Annotated in this window: 21 protein-coding genes; 19 read left to right on the top strand and 2 right to left on the bottom strand. The window is 69.5% G+C overall.

All coding sequences use genetic code 11. The annotated features are described in order from the left end of the window. Window positions 1-44 precede the first annotated feature (44 nt). Window positions 45-1,031, bottom strand: coding sequence for a hypothetical protein (locus V6M45_RS00725; RefSeq protein WP_332653293.1), 987 nt, complete (start codon window positions 1,029-1,031; stop codon window positions 45-47). A gap of 133 nt (window positions 1,032-1,164) precedes the next feature. On the opposite strand from V6M45_RS00725, the gene V6M45_RS00720 reads away from it, so the two are divergent. Genes V6M45_RS00720 through V6M45_RS00695 form a run of 6 tightly spaced genes read left to right on the top strand, consistent with a single transcriptional unit; the run spans window position 1,165 to window position 6,062 of the window. Further along, window positions 1,165-2,256: an MBL fold metallo-hydrolase gene (locus tag V6M45_RS00720; protein WP_332653292.1), complete on the top strand. Its 1,092-nt coding sequence runs from the start codon at window positions 1,165-1,167 to the stop codon at window positions 2,254-2,256. Then, window positions 2,253-3,026: an enoyl-CoA hydratase gene (locus V6M45_RS00715; RefSeq protein ID WP_332653291.1), complete on the top strand. Its 774-nt coding sequence runs from the start codon at window positions 2,253-2,255 to the stop codon at window positions 3,024-3,026. Before V6M45_RS00720 ends, V6M45_RS00715 begins: the two co-directional genes overlap by 4 nt. A gap of 34 nt (window positions 3,027-3,060) precedes the next feature. After that, complete coding sequence (locus V6M45_RS00710; protein WP_332653290.1) at window positions 3,061-3,546, top strand: GNAT family N-acetyltransferase; 486 nt, start codon at window positions 3,061-3,063, stop codon at window positions 3,544-3,546. 58 nt (window positions 3,547-3,604) lie between these two features. Then, complete coding sequence (locus V6M45_RS00705) at window positions 3,605-4,183, top strand: DUF1285 domain-containing protein (protein WP_332653288.1); 579 nt, start codon at window positions 3,605-3,607, stop codon at window positions 4,181-4,183. Further along, entirely contained in the window at window positions 4,183-4,845 is a 663-nt protein-coding gene (locus tag V6M45_RS00700; RefSeq protein WP_332653287.1) for a CoA pyrophosphatase, read from the top strand. Before V6M45_RS00705 ends, V6M45_RS00700 begins: the two co-directional genes overlap by 1 nt. After that, window positions 4,842-6,062 (top strand): CCA tRNA nucleotidyltransferase, encoded by a 1,221-nt coding sequence (locus V6M45_RS00695; RefSeq protein WP_332653286.1) that lies wholly within the window; start codon window positions 4,842-4,844, stop codon window positions 6,060-6,062. Before V6M45_RS00700 ends, V6M45_RS00695 begins: the two co-directional genes overlap by 4 nt. Here the strand turns inward: V6M45_RS00695 and V6M45_RS00690 are convergent. Beyond that, window positions 6,043-7,041 carry an endonuclease/exonuclease/phosphatase family protein gene (locus V6M45_RS00690; RefSeq protein WP_332653285.1) on the bottom strand — a complete coding sequence of 333 codons (999 nt, stop codon included), beginning with the start codon at window positions 7,039-7,041 and terminating at the stop codon, window positions 6,043-6,045. The two genes, V6M45_RS00695 and V6M45_RS00690, sit on opposite strands and share 20 nt — an antisense overlap. A 32-nt stretch (window positions 7,042-7,073) precedes the next feature. On the opposite strand from V6M45_RS00690, the gene V6M45_RS00685 reads away from it, so the two are divergent. From V6M45_RS00685 to ssb, 13 genes are all read left to right on the top strand, one after another. Continuing rightward, on the top strand, window positions 7,074-7,553 hold the full coding sequence (locus V6M45_RS00685) for a DUF4112 domain-containing protein (protein ID WP_332653283.1): 480 nt from the start codon (window positions 7,074-7,076) through the stop codon (window positions 7,551-7,553). A gap of 157 nt (window positions 7,554-7,710) precedes the next feature. After that, on the top strand, window positions 7,711-9,189 hold the full coding sequence (locus V6M45_RS00680) for a DUF2793 domain-containing protein (protein WP_332653282.1): 1,479 nt from the start codon (window positions 7,711-7,713) through the stop codon (window positions 9,187-9,189). 5 nt (window positions 9,190-9,194) lie between these two features. Further along, window positions 9,195-9,350, top strand: coding sequence for a hypothetical protein (locus V6M45_RS00675; protein WP_332653280.1), 156 nt, complete (start codon window positions 9,195-9,197; stop codon window positions 9,348-9,350). Next, on the top strand, window positions 9,347-9,625 hold the full coding sequence (locus V6M45_RS00670; protein ID WP_332653279.1) for a hypothetical protein: 279 nt from the start codon (window positions 9,347-9,349) through the stop codon (window positions 9,623-9,625). Before V6M45_RS00675 ends, V6M45_RS00670 begins: the two co-directional genes overlap by 4 nt. Beyond that, a complete protein-coding gene (locus V6M45_RS00665; protein ID WP_332653277.1) occupies window positions 9,625-10,008 on the top strand; it encodes a M15 family metallopeptidase in 384 nt (127 codons plus the stop codon). The genes V6M45_RS00670 and V6M45_RS00665 overlap by 1 nt, the downstream gene beginning before the upstream one ends. 297 nt (window positions 10,009-10,305) lie before the next feature. After that, on the top strand, window positions 10,306-10,626 hold the full coding sequence (locus V6M45_RS00660; protein ID WP_332653276.1) for a hypothetical protein: 321 nt from the start codon (window positions 10,306-10,308) through the stop codon (window positions 10,624-10,626). A 276-nt stretch (window positions 10,627-10,902) separates the two neighbouring features. Beyond that, on the top strand, window positions 10,903-11,727 hold the full coding sequence (locus tag V6M45_RS00655) for a flagellin (RefSeq protein WP_332653275.1): 825 nt from the start codon (window positions 10,903-10,905) through the stop codon (window positions 11,725-11,727). Between the two features lie 89 nt (window positions 11,728-11,816). Beyond that, window positions 11,817-12,104 carry a flagellar protein FlaG gene (locus V6M45_RS00650; protein ID WP_332653274.1) on the top strand — a complete coding sequence of 96 codons (288 nt, stop codon included), beginning with the start codon at window positions 11,817-11,819 and terminating at the stop codon, window positions 12,102-12,104. 129 nt (window positions 12,105-12,233) lie between these two features. Further along, on the top strand, window positions 12,234-13,070 hold the full coding sequence (locus tag V6M45_RS00645) for a flagellin (protein ID WP_332653273.1): 837 nt from the start codon (window positions 12,234-12,236) through the stop codon (window positions 13,068-13,070). A 259-nt stretch (window positions 13,071-13,329) separates the two neighbouring features. Continuing rightward, entirely contained in the window at window positions 13,330-16,086 is a 2,757-nt protein-coding gene (locus V6M45_RS00640; protein ID WP_332653272.1) for a transcriptional regulator, read from the top strand. A gap of 77 nt (window positions 16,087-16,163) precedes the next feature. Then, a complete protein-coding gene (locus V6M45_RS00635; RefSeq protein WP_332653271.1) occupies window positions 16,164-16,829 on the top strand; it encodes a hypothetical protein in 666 nt (221 codons plus the stop codon). After that, complete coding sequence (locus V6M45_RS00630; RefSeq protein WP_332653270.1) at window positions 16,829-17,281, top strand: hypothetical protein; 453 nt, start codon at window positions 16,829-16,831, stop codon at window positions 17,279-17,281. The genes V6M45_RS00635 and V6M45_RS00630 overlap by 1 nt, the downstream gene beginning before the upstream one ends. Window positions 17,282-17,382: 101 nt before the next feature. After that, entirely contained in the window at window positions 17,383-17,856 is a 474-nt protein-coding gene (gene ssb, locus V6M45_RS00625) for a single-stranded DNA-binding protein (protein ID WP_259554499.1), read from the top strand. Window position 17,857: the final 1 nt, after the last annotated feature.

The raw sequence follows: 17,857 nt of genomic DNA, 5'->3' as shown, positions 1-17,857 counted from the left end.
CGGAGCGAACTCCGGGGCGCGGTCGTCGATCAATGGGGATGATCTTACTGTTCGCTGGTCGCCGGAGCAGCGGCAGTCAGGGTGCAGCCGCCGGCGATGGTCGCCGCCTCGATGCAGGTGTGAACCCGCTGGGCCGTAAAGGTTGTCCCGACGCGGGCGAAATAGCCGCCGCCGGCGCCGCACTTCACTTCGTAGACCGTCAGGCCTTGCGCGTCGCGTCCGACACGACGGGCCTCCTGCACGTCGCAGGCGGCGGCGTCGGTTCCGGCCAGCACGGTCTTCCAGGCGCCGAGGGTCTCGGCGGCGGTGGAATAGCGGCAGGTCTCCTGCTCCAGGGCGAGGTCCCAGCAGGGCGTGGCCTTCCAGGCGCCTTCGGCGTTCTCGAGCCAGTAGCCGTCGCGGTCGGCGCAGCCAATTTCATAGATGATGTTGCCGGCGGTGCTCTTGCCGATGGCGGCGCCCTGGTCGACCGTGCAGTCGATGCTGGCGGCGCGGGCGTAGGCCGAAAGAACCGGAACCGGGTTCAGATTCACGGGCAGGGTGCACTGCTGGCCGACGTCGGCGGCCGGGTCACGCAAACGGCTGGTCTCAGCCTGTCCGGCCAGCTCCAGACAGTTGAAGGTCTGGGGCGGCGTCGAACTGACGGCGAGATAGCCGGGGCCTTCGGCGCAGATCGCCTCGAAGGTCGAATGCTGCTCGAGTGTGACGCCCAGCAGGGTCGCTTCCGTCACCTGGCAACCCACGCCGGCGGCGGTCAGCACGGCCTGGGCTGCGGCCTTGTTCTCTTCCGGCGTGGGTGCGGCGGGCGCACGCTCCTGGTTCCGGTTGGCGCGCTCCCGCTGACGCTGGCGATCGTTCCTGTCTCCCCCGATGCGACCCGGCAGAATCCGCTCGCCGCTGACGGCGCCACCGGCTTCTTCCGAAGCCGTCCGACCTTCGGGCGGACCGTACTGGGCCATCGCGGGCTGTGCTGTAATCAGGACCAGCGCCATCGCGCCGCCGGCCAGCGCGAACAACTTCTTATGGAACACGGTCAAACTCCGGAAGGGAAAATGGTCGGCGAAACCCTTGGCGGCCGGTTGTGGCGGGGTCAAGGCGATTGCCGATCTGGACGCACCTCCCGGCTTGAGCCTATCTTGCCCTAAGTTTTGATTGGAGACGGACTTGGCGGGCGGCGTCATCCTGAGGGACGGAACTCTGACCGGGCGCGAGGAGCGCGGCCTGTCGTATCCGTTCGGCGCTCCGCCGGGACCCGGCCAGGCCGTGGAAGTGGCGGCCGGCGTACTGTGGATGCGGCTGGCCATGCCCATGGCCCTGGATCACATCAACGTCTACGCCGTCCGGGACGGCGACGGCTGGGTCCTCGTGGACACCGGCCTCGATATGTCCGCCACCCGCAAGGAATGGGCGCAACTGCTGGACGGGCCGCTGGGCGGCCGCCCTATCAGCCGGGTGATCTGCACCCATATGCATCCCGATCACATCGGACTGGCCGGCTGGCTGTGTGCGCGTGTCGCGGCGCCGCTGGTGATGACGCGGCTCGAGTACGTCACCGCCCGCATGCTGCTGGCTGACACCGGACAGCCCGCCCCGGAAGCGGGAGCGGTCTTCTACCGGGCAGCCGGATGGGATGAAGCCCAGGTCGAGGGCTACCGGACCAGCTATGGCCAGTTCGGGCGGATGGTTGCGCCGATGCCGCCCGGCTTCGTGCGGATGCGCGAGGGCGACCGGTTGTCGATCGGCGGCCAGGGCTGGCGCGTGGTCATAGGCGAAGGCCACAGCCCGGAGCACGCCTGCCTGTGGCGCGAGAGCGACGGGGTCGTGCTGGGCGGCGACCAGATCCTGCCGAAAATATCATCGAATGTGTCGGTGTGGCCGACCGAGCCGGACGCCGATCCGCTGGGCGACTGGCTGGACTCGCTGGATCGGATGAAGGTCGTGTTTCCGGACAATGTCCTGATCCTGCCCTCACACGGCGAGCCGTTCCGCGGCGTTCAGGCGCGATTGGAAGGCCTGATCCGGGGGCACCGGACGGCGTTGAAGCGTCTGGAGCGGACCCTGCGCGAGCCCTGCCGGGCTGTGGACGTCTTTCCCGCCCTGTTCGCGCGACCGGTCGGCGACGGCGTCCGCGGCATGGCGACGGGCGAAAGCCTGGCTCACCTAAATTATCTGCTCCACCGGGGCCGGGTCTCGCGCAGGCGCGATGCGGACGGCGTGGACTGGTGGACCCTTATCAGACAGGACTCAGAGGCGTGACCGAACATATCAAGACAGGGCTGGCCGACGGCGTGCTGACCGTGACGCTGGCGCGGCCGGAGAAGAAGAACGCCATCACCCAGGCCATGTACGCCGCCCTGTCGGACGCGACCGAACAGGCTCGCACTGACGACGCCGTGCGCGTGCTTCTGTTCCGCAGCGAGGGCGACAGCTTTTCAGCCGGCAACGACATCGCGGACTTCATCGCTATCGGCTCCCAGACGGAACAGCCGTTCGACATGTCGGTGTTCCGCTTCCTCAAGGCGCTGGCCGAGCTGGACAAGCCGGCGGTGGCGGCGGTGCGGGGCCGGGCGGTCGGCATCGGTCTGACCCTGCTGCTTCACTGCGACATGGTGGTGGTGGCCGAGGACGCCCTGTTGTCCGTGCCATTCATCAACCTCGCCCTCGCGCCCGAGGCGGCGTCGTCGATGCTGTTGCCGGCAGTGTTGGGACACCAGCGGGCCTTCGAGATGTTCGCCCTCGGCGAGCCGATCGACGGGCGCACCGCCGTCGCCTGGGGTCTGGCCAACCGGGCGGTTCCCGCCGAGCAGGTCGAGGCGACCGCGGCGGAGCTGGCGGCGAAGCTGGCGGCCCGCGCGCCTAATTCGATCCGCAAGACCAAGCGGCTGATGCGGGACGCCGAGGCGCTGTGGGGGCTGATGCAGCGGGAGGGCGAGGCCTTCGGCAGCCAGATGAAGAGCCCCGAGGCGATGGAGGCCTTCATGGCCTTCAGCCAGAAGCGCGCGCCCGATTTCTCGAAATCCGGTTGATTCCCTCGCGCGCGGTCCTTAGGTGCGCGCGCCCATGACCGCCACGCCCGTCCTTTCTCCTCCTCCGCACATCGATGCGGAGACCGCCGCCGACGCCGATGCGGTCGAGGCTCTGGTGCTGGCCGCCTTCGGGCCGGGCCGCTTCGCGAAGACGGCCGAACGCCTGCGCGAAGGCGCGGCGGTGGCGGCCGGCTTCGTGGCGCGGGATGGGGGAGATGTGCTCGGCTGCGTCCGCCTGTGGTCCATCACCATCGGGGGAGCGCCCGCCCTGTTCCTCGGCCCGATCGCCGTCGCCGCCGATTATCGCCGGACCGGTCTGGGGGCCGAGCTGGTGCAGGCCTGCCTGACCTGGGCGGTGGAGAAGGGACAGGGCGTGCTGCTGGTCGGCGACGCCCCGTATTTCGGCCGCTTCGGCTTCGTGGCCGCGCCCGACGTGCGCCTGCCCGGTCCGGTCGATGCGCGGCGGGTCCTGTGGCGGGGCGAAGCGCCGCCGGCCGGCATGGTTCTGCCCGCCATCTGAGCGCAGTCCGGCTGGATAGAGGATTGCCAGCGCCGCAGGGCGCCTTAAGTCTGCATCCATGTCCGTCCCCGCCGACAGCAAGACCGGACTGGCCTCGATCGCCGAGGCGGCGACCCGAGGCCCGGAATCCGGCGAGGGCGGGCGCGGCCTGCCGCCGGTCCACCTGTGGAACCCGGCCCACTGCGGCGACATCGACATCGTCATCCGACGCGACGGAACCTGGCTGCACGAGAACTCGCCGATCGGCCGGCCGGAGCTGGTGCGGCTGTTCTCGACGGTGCTGCGCAAGGACCCTGACGGCTATTGTCTGGTGACCCCGGTCGAGAAGCTCTCGATCAAGGTGGAGGATCTGCCGTTCCGGGCCGTGGCCGTGATGGAGGCGGATGGCGTGCTGTCGTTCACGACCGACGTCGGCGACGTGGTCGAAGCCGGTTCCGGGCACCCGATCCGGGTCGAGACAGATCCCGTCAGCGGCGAACCTGCGCCCGCCCTGCATGTCCGCGCCGATCTGTGGGCCCGTATCGTCCGGCCGGTGTTCTATGAGCTGGTCGAGCAGGCGGAGGTCCGGGACAGCCGGCTGGTGGTCCGCTCCGGTGATGCGGCATTCGCCCTCGGCCCGGCAGGAGCCGGCGTCTAATGAGTCTGGTCTCCCTGCGAGAGCGGCTGCTCGAAAGGCTGGCGCCCGTGTCCGAGTGGACGCCGGGGAGCCCGCCCCGGCGGTCGGACTACGACCTCAATCCCGACGCGCCGCGCCCGGGACGGACGCTGCGCCCCGCGGCTGTGCTGGTGCCGGTCATCGCCCGGCCCGGGGGGGCGACCGTGCTGCTGACCCGCCGCTCTGACAGCCTCGCCAGCCATACAGGCCAGATCGCCTTCCCCGGCGGGCGGCTCGACCCCGGCGAAACCGCCGCCCAGGCCGCCGTGCGCGAGGCTTGGGAGGAAGTGTCGCTGGATCCCGGCGCCGTTGAGGTGCTGGGTGTCGGCGACGGCTATGAGACGGTCACAGGCTTCATGGTCACGCCGGTGGTGGGCTGGCTGGCGGAGCCGCCGGTGGTGTCCCCATCTCCCGACGAGGTCGCCGAGGTGTTCGAGGCTCCGTGGGACTTCCTGATGGACCCGGCCAACCATCGCCGGGACTTCCATGATCCCGACGCCGGTCCGCGACGCTGGTTCTGGGCCATGCCGTACCGCGAACGCTACATCTGGGGCGCCACCGCCGCCATCGTCCGGGCCCTGCGCGTGCGGCTGTATGGCGACGAGGCGGAGGCGGCCGCCGCCGTCGATGAGGACGCCGCATGACGGTCCGCATCCCCGAGCAGCCTTGGTTGACCGCATCCTCGACCCGCGCGGTGATGGCCGCCCTGGAGGCCTTCGGCGGCCCCGGCTGCGCCCGCTTCGTCGGCGGCTGCGTCCGCAACGCCCTGATCGGCCAGCCGGTCGCCGACATCGACATCGCCACCACCCTGACGCCGGAACAGACAGACGGGGCCATCCGCGCCGCCGGCCTGAAGTCGGTTCCGACCGGCATCGCCCACGGCACCGTCACCGCCGTCGCCGAGCGCAGGCCGTTCGAGATCACCACCCTGCGGCGCGACGTCTCGACCGACGGCCGAAACGCCACGGTGGCCTTCACCGACGACTGGGCCGAGGACGCCGCGCGCCGCGACTTCCGCCTCAACGCCCTCTACGCCGACGCGGACGGTCAGGTCTTCGATCCCACCGGCGAAGGGATCGCCGACGCGCTGGCGGGTCGGATCGTCTTCGTCGGCGACCCTGAGACCCGCATTCGCGAGGATTTCCTGCGCATCCTGCGCTTTTTCCGATTCCACGCCTGGTACGGACGCGGCGCGCCCGACGCGGCGGCGCTCGCTGCCTGCAGGGCCCTTGCCGACGGCATGACGCGCCTGTCGGCCGAACGGGTCTCCAGCGAGCTGATGAAGTTGCTGTCCGCCCCGGACCCCCGCGCCGCCGTGGCCGCCATGGACGCGGCCGGCGTCCTGTCCCGGGTGCTTCCGGAGGGGCGGCTGAGCTCACTGTTCGACGCCGCTGTTGAGCAGGGGGCTGATCCTGTGGCGCGGCTGATGGTGCTGCTTCCGCCCGACGAGGCGGTAATCCGGCAGGCGGCGGCGCGGCTGCGTCTCTCCAACGCCGTCCGCGACCGGCTCGCCTTCGCGGTCCAGGCCCTCCCGGGCGTCGGCTTGGGGATGGGTGACAGAGAGGCCCGCGCGGCGCTCTATCGTCACAACGCCCAAGCCGTTTCTGACGCGATCCGCTGGCGCTGGGCCGAGGCGCCTGACCAAGCGGATGAGGCCCGCCACCTGCTGAAGCTGGCTGATGGATGGACCCGTCCCTCGCTGCCGGTCGGGGGCCGCGATCTGGCGCGCCTCGGGGTCGCGCCCGGCCCGGAGACCGGCCGCCTGCTGAAGGCCTTCGAGGCCGGCTGGATCGCCGAAGACTTCCCCGTCGCCGGTCACGCCGAGCGGCTGGCCGCCCTCGTCAGCGCGCGGCGCGGGTGAACTCCGTGACCACCGGGCGATGGTCCGAGCCGGTCGGCTGGCCCAGCCGTCGGCTCTCGAATGCGAGTCCGGGGGAGGCGTAGACCTGATCGATGGTCAGGCTGACAGGCGCGGGCGCCTTTGCGGGCCATGTCCCGGGGAAGCCGGGCGCCGGGTGCAGGCCGAGCTCCCGCCGAATCTGTTTTCCGATCCGGGCGCTCGACACGCTGTTGAAGTCCCCCGACACGACGACCGGACCGTCCAGGTTTTCGACCACCTCCTGCAGAGCCATGGTCTGGCTGATCTGCCCCCACTGTTCCTGGAAGGGCCACGGCCGGGTCAGGTGGACGCCGACGATATTCAGCCGGCCCAACGGAGTCCTGGCCACGGCCGCGACGGCGTGCAGGCCGTCCGGCGGGTCGTCCAGGGCCGTCAGGGGAAAACGCGAGCCGATCACCGACCGTGACGGGCCGCGCGTCTGGTCCATTCGCATCGAGGTGGCGCGATGGGGGTAGCCTTCCAGCACCTCGTCGATCCGGGCGGTGGCGGCATGCCCGAGCTCGATCAGCACCACCACGTCCGCGTCGGCCGCTTCTATTGAGGCCCGGATCGCGGCGACGTCGTTGTTCAGATAGTAGAGATTGGCGGAGTAGAGCCGCACGGTCGGCGCGCCCGGTTCGGGTGGAGGTCCGTCCGGAAACCATTGGGGGGCCACGGCGATCAGCAGGGCGGCGCAGGCCGCCAGTCCGTGCAGCGCCGCCATCCTCAACCGCGTCAGAGCCAGCACGGCTGTTGCGGCCGCCGTCGCCGCCAGTGCGGGGACGGTGAACTGGGCCAGGATGTCGAACCACCGGTGCCCGATTCCGCTCAGGGCGACGAGCGCCAGGCCCAACGGCGCGGTCAGGGCCAGTCGGATCAGGGCGTCCAGCGGGCCGCTCGGCGCCCACTGCGCCGGCCGTAAGCGCTGGCCTTGCCTTATCGGGTGAACGGGGGGCGTCATGGCGCGTTACTGTCTCGCTTTGGAGGGTGGGCATGGCCAGACGGACCATCGGCGATATCGAGAAAATCTGGACCAATGTCGAGGGCGTGAAAAAGCTCTCCGACCGGACTATCGGGATAGGTCCCTTCGGCATCGGACTGGACGGGCTGCTGACCTGGATTCCGGTCGTCGGCACGGCCTACTCGGTAGGCGCGGCGGCCTGGCTGCTCGTGCAGGCTACAAGGGTGAAGGCGTCGCCCGGCACGCTGGCGCGAATGGCGGCCTATCTGGGTCTCGACAGCGTCACCACCCTTGTCGGTGAGGTTCCGTTCCTCGATTTCGTGCCCAGCGTCGTCGATGTGCTGTTCCCGGGCCACCTGATGGCGGCCAAGGCGCTGCAGAAGGACATCGAGACCACTCACTGGGTCGAAGCCAGCGAGCGGGAAGCGCGCGCCTCGGGCGATCACGAGCGTCATGTCGCCGAAATGCGAAGCAAGGGCGGGCTGCGTCGCGTCGTCTATCTGCACGACTAACGGTGTTTCCGACTGCTGGCAGTTAATGTGCCGCCATCCTAATTTTTCCGACTAACATCATGATCCACAACGACATCGTGCTCCGGTCAGCGTCCTGAGCGCGCCGTAGGGCCGGACAGCCGCACACTGATCTCCGACAGTTTTCCGGAGATTTGTGATGAGCGACGACCACAGCGCCCGCCTCGGCCTTCCCTATCTGGCAGCCGGCCAGATGCAGAAGCATGTGACCTTGAACGAGGCCCTGACCCGGCTGGACGCTTTGGTCCAGACCGCCGTCGTCAGCCGCACGGAGGCGACCCAGCCGGTCACGCCGACAGACGGGGTGCTGTTTATTCTGCCCGCCGGCGCGGTCGGCCCCGCCTGGTCCGGTCGATCCGAGGGGGCGCTGCTCCGCGCCGAAGGCAGCGGCTGGAGCGAGATCCAGACCGGGGATGGCCTTGTCGCCCTTGTGCTCGACTCCGGCGAGCTTGTGGTGCGCCACGGCGGCGTCTGGGTCCCGCTCGGGGAACGTCTGGAGGCGATCCAGAACCTGACCCGACTCGGCGTCGGCACGACGGCGGATGCGACCAATCCGTTCGCGGCGCGGCTCAACAAGGCGCTGTGGACAGCGCTCGGGGCGGGCGAGGGCGGCGACGGCGACCTGCGCCTGACCTTCAACAAGGAGGGGCCGGCCGACGTCCTGTCGCTGCTGTTCCAGAGCGGCTGGGGCGGTCGGGCCGAGCTCGGGCTGATCGGCGACGATGATCTGAGGCTGAAGGTCAGCGCCGACGGCTCGGCTTGGCGCGATGTCTGGTCCGTCGATCGCGCGTCGGGACGGATCAGTTTCGATCGGGGCGCCGGCCGACGGACGGTGACGGCCATGACGGAGAGCGGAAGCTACGCCGTTCCGGCGTGGGCAAGGACCATCGAAGCCGTGGTCGTCGGCGGCGGCGGAGGTGGCGGAGCAGGAGCTTTCGGTGCTTCCGGGTCCCGCTTCGGAGGCGGCGGCGGCGGCGCGGGCGGCGTCAGTCGGGCGATCTGGCCGGCTGACGACCTGGCCGTCGGGCTCGCTGTAAGCATCGGCGCCGGCGGGACGGGCGGCGTCGCCGGGACGGGAGCCCCGGGCGGGGATTCGACGGTCCATCTGGGCACGACCGCCCTCCTTGTCGCCAGGGGCGGCGGCGGGGGTAGTCCGGGTGACGCCGTCAGCGGCGTGGCGGGCGTGGCGGGCGCGGGGACGCAACACTCCAACGGCGGAGGCGGGTCCAGCGTCACCGCCGCCGGGGGCGAGGGCGGGACCCTCGACCACCCGGAAGCGCCGGGCGGGGGCGGTGGCGGCGGCGGGCTCGACGGCTCCGGGATGGCGCGCGCCGGCGGAGCCGGCGGAGACGGCGGCGCGCTGACGCTCAAAGCGGTGGGCGGCCCGGGTGGATCAGGCACCGCCGGGGATTCCGGGGTGAATGCGCCACATCCGACGCTCCATTGGTCCGGAGGAGGCGGCGGCGGCGGGGGCGCGTCGGCGTCCGGCGGGGGCCACGACGGCGGCGATGGAGGGGCCGCGGGCGGCGGCGGCGGCGGAGGCGGGGCCGGGGAGACGGCCGGCGGGGCGGGCGGGGCCGGCGCGAACGGCCGCGTCTGGCTGATCGCCCAAGGATGACCGCGATGACCCGACTCCGCGACGAAGCTGCGCCCGCGCTGCTTGAACTCGAGACCTGGGACGTCCCGTTCCGGCTGTCCGCTGACGACCTCTACCTCGAGGCGGGCGCGGATCGCCGCGCCGGCGGCCGTCCTCCCGACGATCAGGAGGACGACCGATGATCAAGGACACCGAATCCCCGGTTGCGCCGTCGCCGCTGGCGGAAGGCCGCTGGCTCTGGCGTCGGCTGTATGTCTTCGCCAGCACCGGCGCGGCCTGGCTGCTGCTGGATCGGCTGCTCCACCTGACCCCGCCGGATGCGGCGCTGCCGCTGGCCAAGGGGCTGATGTCGCTGCTGGCCCTGACCATGATCCTGTACCTGGTGGCCCCGACGGCCCAGCAGTTGATCGCCAGCCTGCGCTCGCTGCGGCCGCCGCTGGACGGGGAGGGCGGCTGATGGCCTTCCGTCTCTCGGAACGGTCGCTGAGGCGCCTCGCCGGCGTGCACCCGCGGCTGGCGGCCCTGGCGCACGAGGCCATCGCGCTGAGCCCGGTCGACTTCATGATCACCGAGGGGCTTCGCATGCCACAGCGGCAGGCCGCCCTGGTGCGCGCCGGCGCCAGCCGCACGAGGCGCTCGCGGCACCTGACCGGACACGCCATCGATGTAGCGGCGCTGGTCGACGGCCAGGTGCGTTGGGACTGGCCGCTCTATCCTCGCATCGCGGCGGCCTTCAAGGCGGCCGCAGTTCGCCAGGGGACGGCCATCGTGTGGGGCGGCGACTGGCCGACCCTGCGGGATGGCCCGCATTTCGAGCTCGACAGAAAGGTGTTCCCGTGAAGGCCCTGCTTCGCCTGCCGCCCCCCCTCGGCTGGATGGCGCTGGTGCTGGCGGCGGTCCTCGTGACGGCGATCCTCGGAAGGGGGCTCGGCCTGCGTTGGGACCCTTTCGACCTTTCCGGGCGGCGTCTCAGGGCGGCGGAGACGCGGGCGTCGACGGCGCAGGCGGACGCTGACGCCCGCCGGCTCGAAACCGAAGGAAGCGCGGGCCAGGCCCGCCGCCTTGAACATTATCACAGACAGTCCGTGGCGGTCGTCCAGGCGACCGCGCAGTCCACGGCCCAGGCCCGGAGCGCCCATGATGCCTCGACACCTCTGGATCCGGCTCGCGCCGACCGCCTCCTTCGCCATGATGGCGAGTTGTGCCGCCTCGCCCCCTCCGTCTGTGATCCCGCCGCGACTGGCGCTGCCGGAGGCGGCGATCCGACCGTGCGTCCTCGAGCGCCTGCCTGAGGCGCCGACCCTGGGCGATCTCGAGGTCGCCTATGTCGCCCGCGGCGCGGCCCTTGTGGCGTGCGAGACCGCCCGCGAATTGGCGGTCGGGACGCTGCTCGCCGAGCGGGCCATGCAGGATCGCTGGCGCGAGGGGCAGGGGCCCCGCCCCCGCCTCCGGCCCTGAGCGCTGGGGCCGGGACGCGATCCGGGAGGGTAGTCTTGAATCCGCCACGGGGCTCCGCAGCAAGAACTGCCGGGTGAGACGGCAAATCCTGCCGGGCGCCCGGCAAATACTGCCGCCCCGGTGACGTGCTTAACAGGAACTAACGCAGGGAATTCAACGGAAGGGACCATGGCACGCCGGATCTGCCGATGGTCCCGTCCTTGCTGCTACACCGCCGAGCAGAATGCTCCCGGCAGCCAAAATGGCGTCGGACACCTTGAAGAAGGACTACGTGTCATGGCGCTGAACAGCGTAAACACGAACGTGGGCGCAATGATCGCCCTCCAGAACCTGCAGGTCACCAACAAGGACCTGTCCACGGTTCAAAACCGCATCAGCACCGGCAAGGCCGTCGCGTCCGCCAAGGACAACGGCGCCATCTGGGCCATCGCCCAGGGGCAACGCGCCGAGATGGGTGCGCTGAACGCCGTCAAGGACAGCCTGAACCGGGGCCAGTCGGCCGTGGACGTCGCGCTTTCCGCCGGCGAGTCGGTCTCCGACCTGCTCATCCAGCTGAAAGAGAAGGCCCTCGCCGCCAAGGACACCTCTCTGTCCACTGACGCGCGTGCGGCTCTGGCTTCGGACTTCGACTCGATCCGCGACCAGATCGGAACCGTGGTGGCGAACGCCAAGTTCAACGGCGTGAACCTGCTGGACGGCACCGCGACCAACGGCTTCAAGGCCTTGGCCAATGCGGCGGGTTCCTCCACCATCGACGTGGCGTCCCAGACGATGACTCTGGCCGCTCTGGCGATCACCGCCAGCACGTTGTCCACCGCGACGCTCGCTGGAACGGCGCTCACCGCCGTAGACAGCGCGATCGCGGACGTCTCGTCCAAGCTCGCCAAGCTCGGCACCGGCTCCAAGGCCTTCGGCACCCAACTGACCTTCGTCGGCAAACTCCAGGACGCCCTGGAATCCGGCATCGGCAACCTGGTGGACGCCGATCTGGCCAAGGAAAGCGCCCGACTGCAAGCGCTGCAGACCAAGCAACAGCTTGGCGTGCAGGCTCTGTCGATCGCCAACTCCTCGACCTCGATGCTGCTCGGACTGTTCCGCTAAGGATCGACCGGGAGGGCGGGGCTTCGGCCCCGCCCGACCGATCCGGGCCGCCCAACGGAGACGTCGACTGAACGTCGGCGTAGGGAGAGATGCAGAGCAAGGCCAGCATAGACCCGATCGGCGCCGTCGCCGTTCAGCCCGCCGCCGCGTCAACCGCGAGCGGCGACTTCCACGATTCCAGGTTCGCGCAGGAGGCCGAACGCGCCGCGCGCTACAGGCTGGTGATCGAGGAAGGGCCGCAGTCCGGGTCCTTCATCTACAAGACGCTCGACCGGGTTACCGGCGAAGTCATCAAACAGCTGCCTCGAGAGCAGGTCGTCAACCTGATGCAGGCGGCCCGGTATAGCGCCGGCTCGGTGATCGACACCAAGGCCTGACGCCCAGCGTATCCGCAAGACCCGCCGCGCAGGAGCGATCCGCGCGGTTAAAGCGCGTGGTTAGCGGCCGTTAACCATGTGTGCACGGTTCCTCTCCTAGCCTTGGCCAAACCTGAAAGGCCGAGTCGGATGACGAACAGCGTCCACACCAACACTTCCGCCGCGATCGCGCTGCAGAACCTGACGCGCACCAACGAGCGCCTGGGCGATGTGCAGAGCCGCATCTCGACCGGACTGAAGGTCCAGGGCGCCAAGGATAATGCGGCCGTCTGGGCCATCGCCCAGCAGCAGCGGGCGGATGTGGGGGCGCTCAGCGCAGTCAAACAGAGCCTCGACCGGGCGACGTCCATCGCCGATGTGGCCCTTTCGGCCGGCGAATCGGTCTCCGATCTCCTCAACCAGCTCAAGGAAAAGGTCGTCGCGGCGAAGGATTCGTCGCTGAAGACGCAGTCGCGTGAGCTGCTGAACGCCGACTTCCAGGCGTTGCTGAAGGCGATAGCCTCGGCCGTGGACAATGCGGCCTTCGACGGCGGCAATATCCTCAACGGTTCCCTGACGAGCGGCATCACCTTCCTCGCCAACGCCGACGCCACATCCTTCGTCACCCTGACCGCCATCGACCTGAGCCTCGGCGGGACCATCATCGAGCTTTCGACATCGGACAGTCTGCTGAGCCTGACCGGCGCCACCCAGGCCCTGACCCGGCTGGACGATTCGATCACCCAGTTGAACGCCGCACTCGGCGGGCTCGGCGCCCAAGCCAAGCAGATCGCGGCCCACACCGGTTTTGTGACCAGGCTGGTCGACACTCTGGAGTCGGGAATCGGCAATCTTGTGGACGCTGACCTCGCCAAGGAAAGCGCACGGCTTCAGTCCTTGCAGGTGCAGCAGCAACTCGGAGCGCAATCGCTGTCGATCGCGAACCAGGCGCCGCAGATCATTCTGTCGCTGTTCAGGGGCGGCTAGGCCCGCCCGGCCCCCGGGCGGCCGATATAGACCGGCGCGGGTCGCCGCCGCTGGGCGCGGGGTCCGAAGCCATACAGCGCGAGCAACGATCTCAGGGTTTCCAGGAAGGCAGACATGACGCACGTCTCCTGCTTCAACGGCGACCGGCTAACGGTCGTCGCGTGCCATTGTTCCCTGAGTCGCGTTCGGAGTCGCTTCGCGGGCGGATCTTAAGACCTCATTACGCCCACCGCGTCAGACTGGCGGCCGGGAGCGCGCCGTGATCAACAACAGCCATCTTCTGGGACTTTTCGGCGGCACGGCCCCGCTCGCGCTGGACACGACGGCCGCCTCCCTGAATCGGGCGAGCCGCAGGCAGCCAACGCCCCCGTGGTCGCCGGACGCTGAAGCGCCGAAGCAGGACGCTCTGGTCCGCTCGGCTCTCGCCGGGCGGAGACTCATCAATGAGGACGGGGCCCAGCTGGATGTGAAATCCGCGTCGGCCGACTACCGAAAGCTGTTCGCTCTGTATCAGGGGCTGAATACTCTGAGCGCTCTCGCCAATCGGTCGGCGACCAAGGGCGTCAGCAGCCTGGAGCTTGCCCAGCTGGGCAGGCGCTTCAGTTCCGGCCTGGCGGAAATCGGCTCCTGGATGTCCTCGTCGGAATTCGACGCGGTGCGAATGGTGCAGGGAACGTCGAAGACCACCAGCAAGACCACCGCCGCTGTGCCAAGAGACAGCGCCCGTTCGATCATCGGGCCGATCCACGAGGGGTCCGCCGATACTCCGGTCGCCGCATTTCAGGGCGACACCCGTTTCAGCATCACCATCAAGGTGCCCGTGGGAGTCTCCAGCTACCAGACGACAGCGGTGCCGATCGATCTGGCTGACATGGGGGCTACGCCCCGGACCCTCGACAACGTCGTCAACCACATCAACGGCAAGCTTGAGGCGGCCGGCTTCGCAACCCGCTTTGGCCGCGAGCAGATCAAGGCCGAGCCCCGAACCATGCAGGTTAACGGCAAGCCCGTGACCCTGCCGGCGGGCGCCGACCGATGGGCCCTCGTGATCCGCGGCTCATCGACCGAGACGGTCGGCTTCACGGCGGCGGAAACCTCCGACGCAGTCTATGTCGTGCAGTCTTCGGGGGTCGCCGGCGACGCGCAGCTGCTGAAATTCCAGAGCGATGGCGGCGCGGCGGCGGCGCCAACCGCCCCTGGCGTCGGCGAGACCCACTGGGTCCCGGGCCGGCTGTCGCAGGACGACTTGCCTGACGGCGTCGAGACCGTCCGCGCCAGCGCCGTCGGTCCCGACGGCTCGCTGTGGATCGTCGCCGATGTGACGGCGGGCCCGGACACCCAGCCGATCAAGGGCGTCCAGGACGTCGCTCTGATGAAATACGATCCGGCCGGCCGGCTGGTCGCCACACGCACCCTCGGCGCCGCCTCGACCGCCAGCGGCTACGCCATCGCCATCGACGCCAATGGCCAGGTGGCGGTGGCTGGATCCGTCACGGGCGCGCTCAGCACCAAGGCCACGGATGCGGGGAAGACGGGCGATGTGGCCGGCGTCGCTGACAGCTTCGTCACTGTGTTCGACAAGGACGGGCAGGAGATCTGGACCCAGCGGCGGGGCGCCCGCGCCGCCGACGAGGCGACGTCGGTCAGCTTCGGCGCTGACGGGACCGTCTATATCGGCGGTCGCGCCAAATCGGCCGTAACCGGCGCCGCCGCGGTGGGCGGCTGGGACGGCTACGTCCAGGCCTTCAAGGCCGGCGAACCCTATCCCACGGCGGGCATCGTCTCGAAAGCGACGGCCGCCAGCCAGTTCGGAACCAGCGGGGACGACGCCGTCGACGCCATGACGATCGACGGTTCCAACCTCTACACGGCCGGGGTCGAGAATGGCCGCGCCGTCGTGCGCCGCTTCACCCTCGACGCCGCGGGTGTTCCGACTCTCGCCTCGACCCGGGACCTCGGGACGATCAGCGGCGATATCGCCGGGGTATCGGTTTCGGGGGGGCAGGTGATCCTGACCGGCACGAGCCGCGATAGCGGTTTGTCCGCCGGAACCACCACCACCACCACCCACTCCGGTGGCAAGGACGTCTTCGTCGCCACCCTGTCGGCCGATCTGACCCCGGCGGGCGGTGACCGGATGACCTGGTACGGAGGAGCGGGCGATGACAGCGCCGCCGACGTCAAGATCCACAACGGCAAGGTCTGGATCACCGGGGTCGCCGACCGCGATCCCGCCGCGGACGAGACCGATCCCGCGACCGGCTATCTGGTCCGTCTCGATCCGGCGAGCGGAGCAGTCGAATACGAGCGGAGCTGGTCCGGCGAAGGCGATCAGGCGCGTCCTCTGACCCTCGCCGTGGCGACCGGCGGCGCCAGCGTTCTGGACCGGCTCGGCTTCCCCCAGGGCGAGATCGACCAGAGCGATTCGAAACGCCTCGTGGACGCCACCTCGCTCCGGGTCGGCGACCGGTTCTACGTCAGCCCCGCCGATGGCGGGCGCCCGGTGGCGGTTACGATCGCCGCCAAGGACACCTTGGCCTCCCTGGCCCGCAAGATCGAGATCGCCTCCAACAGCAAACTCAAGGTCACGGTGGCCTCGGAAGGCGGCTCCATAACGGGCAAGGACGGCGAGATCACCACCACCACCGGCGGCTTTCAGCGCCTGTCCATTTCGGCCCGCGACGGAAAGTCGGGGGCTGTTCTCACCGCGGGCGAGACCGGGCGGGATGCGCTCGCGGGGCTGGGGCTGTCGTCGGGCTATATCGGCGCCACAAGCGGTGATGACGTCCGCAAGACCTTCGGGCTCGACCTGCCCGGGAACCTCCACCTCGGCGATCCCGCCGCAGTCAAGACGGCTGGTGAGCGGCTCCAGGCGGCGATGAAGGCGGTTCGCGACGCCTACCGCTCGCTGGACCCCGCCACCGCAGCGTCAACGGCGGCGAACGGCCCGGTCCCGGCCTATCTGACCAACCAGCTGGCCAACTACCAGGCCGCCCTCGCGCGGTTGGGCGGCTAGCCCTGATCACGGACGAAGGCCGTTGACGCGGCATGGCCCGGCGGGGTTATTGGACTCCCCAGCCGCGCGAGCCCTTCATGCCCCAGGACAATCGCATCCTTATCGCCATAGGCGCCGGCGTGGCGGTTGTCGCCGCCGTGGTGATCGCGTTGCTGTTTTCCGCCGGGCGCGAGCGCGACCCTGCACCGCCGCCGGCGGCCCAGGGCGGGCTGACGGTCGACGTCTCCGACGCCCCGGAGTTGAACACGACCCGCGAGTTGCGCTGCTATGTCGACGGCCAGTTCGCCGGCATGGCCACCCTCGCGGACTGTGCGCGACGCAATGGCCTGGCCACGGATGCGCTGGACGTGGGCGTCGATGAGACGGGGGCGCTGGTCGCCCTTCCGGCCGCACCGGTGATTGAACCACCTGTCGAGATGGCCGTGGCCGAGCCCCAGACGGATCCGGGACTCCCGGAGCCCAGCCAGGCGGAGCAGCCGGCGGTCGAGTCCGCAGCAGGCGCCCAATGCCTGCGTCATACCGGTTCCGACTGGCGCGCTCTTTCCTCGAACATGAGCCTGAACGCCTGCGTCCAGGCCCTGTATTCGGGCACCTGCGTTCGCCCCGGGGACGCCCAGTACGGTCGTTGGGGCAACACGACCCTGCGGCTGGTGCCCCGCCGCGTCGAGCAATCGTCCGACAACAGCCGTTTCCGCACCTTGGTCGAACAGGACCGCAGCTGCCAATTTCCGGACCTCCGTTGATGACCCGCGCACCCCTTGTTCTATCAATCGGCGCTGGCGTGCTGGCCCTCGCGGCCTGCAGCGGGGCGGTAGAGGCTCCGTTCGAACCCGGCGTCTGCTTCGCCGTGGAGCGCGGCGCCGAAGGTGAGGCCCCGGCGTTCAACAAGCTGGCCGAGGACCAACCGCAGATCGAACACTGCGCGGCGCGGCTGGAGGAGATGCGGTTGCACTTCCTGCGCCAAGGCGGCAGCCGGCAAGAGATCACGGGCGCCTACCAGGGCCAATTCATCTTCCTCGACCAGGAAGGGGTGTGGATCGGCAAGTCCCTGGACGGGTCGCGCTTCATCCTGATGGCCCGGACCGGCGACGGACGGCTGGCGGTGCCCGGGGCGATCGTCAGGGATGAGTCCGGTCGGCCGATCGGCGTGGCGGCCCCGGTCGAACCGGCGCCCGCGCCGGCCACGGGCCAATAGCGAACAAAACTGGAACATTCGTCCGCAATCGGCTAGGTTGCGGACAGGAAAATCAACCGGCCTAGGGCGATGCACGTCAGGCCCAGAAAAGGAATTCGATGATGGCGGGCAGCGTCAACAAGGTCATTCTGGTCGGCAACCTGGGGAAGGACCCGGAGATCCGCACGCTCAACTCGGGCGAACGCGTCGCGAACCTGTCGCTCGCGACGTCCGAGCAGTGGCGCGACAAGGCCACTGGCGAGCGCAAGGAGAAGACCGAGTGGCACCGCGTGGTCATCTTCAACGAGAACATCGTCAAGGTGGCCGAGAACTATCTGAAGAAGGGCTCGACCGTGTACGTCGAGGGCTCACTGCAGACCCGTAAATACGAGCAGAACGGCGTCGAGAAATACACCACCGAGATCGTGCTGCAGAAGTTCCGGGGCGAACTGACCATGCTGGGCGGTCGTGGCGACGGCGGCGGCGCCTCGCGGGGCGGCGACGACGACTATTCGTCCGGCTTCTCGACCGGCGGCGCCAACAAGCCGAGCGGCCCGAAGGAAAGCTACGACCTGAACGACGACATCCCGTTCTGAC

The sequence above is a fragment of the Brevundimonas sp. genome, from assembly GCF_036676055.1.
Classification (GTDB): Bacteria; Pseudomonadota; Alphaproteobacteria; order Caulobacterales; family Caulobacteraceae; genus Brevundimonas.
Note: the sequence above shows the minus strand (reverse complement) of the source record. Positions and strands in the feature narration are given on the sequence as shown.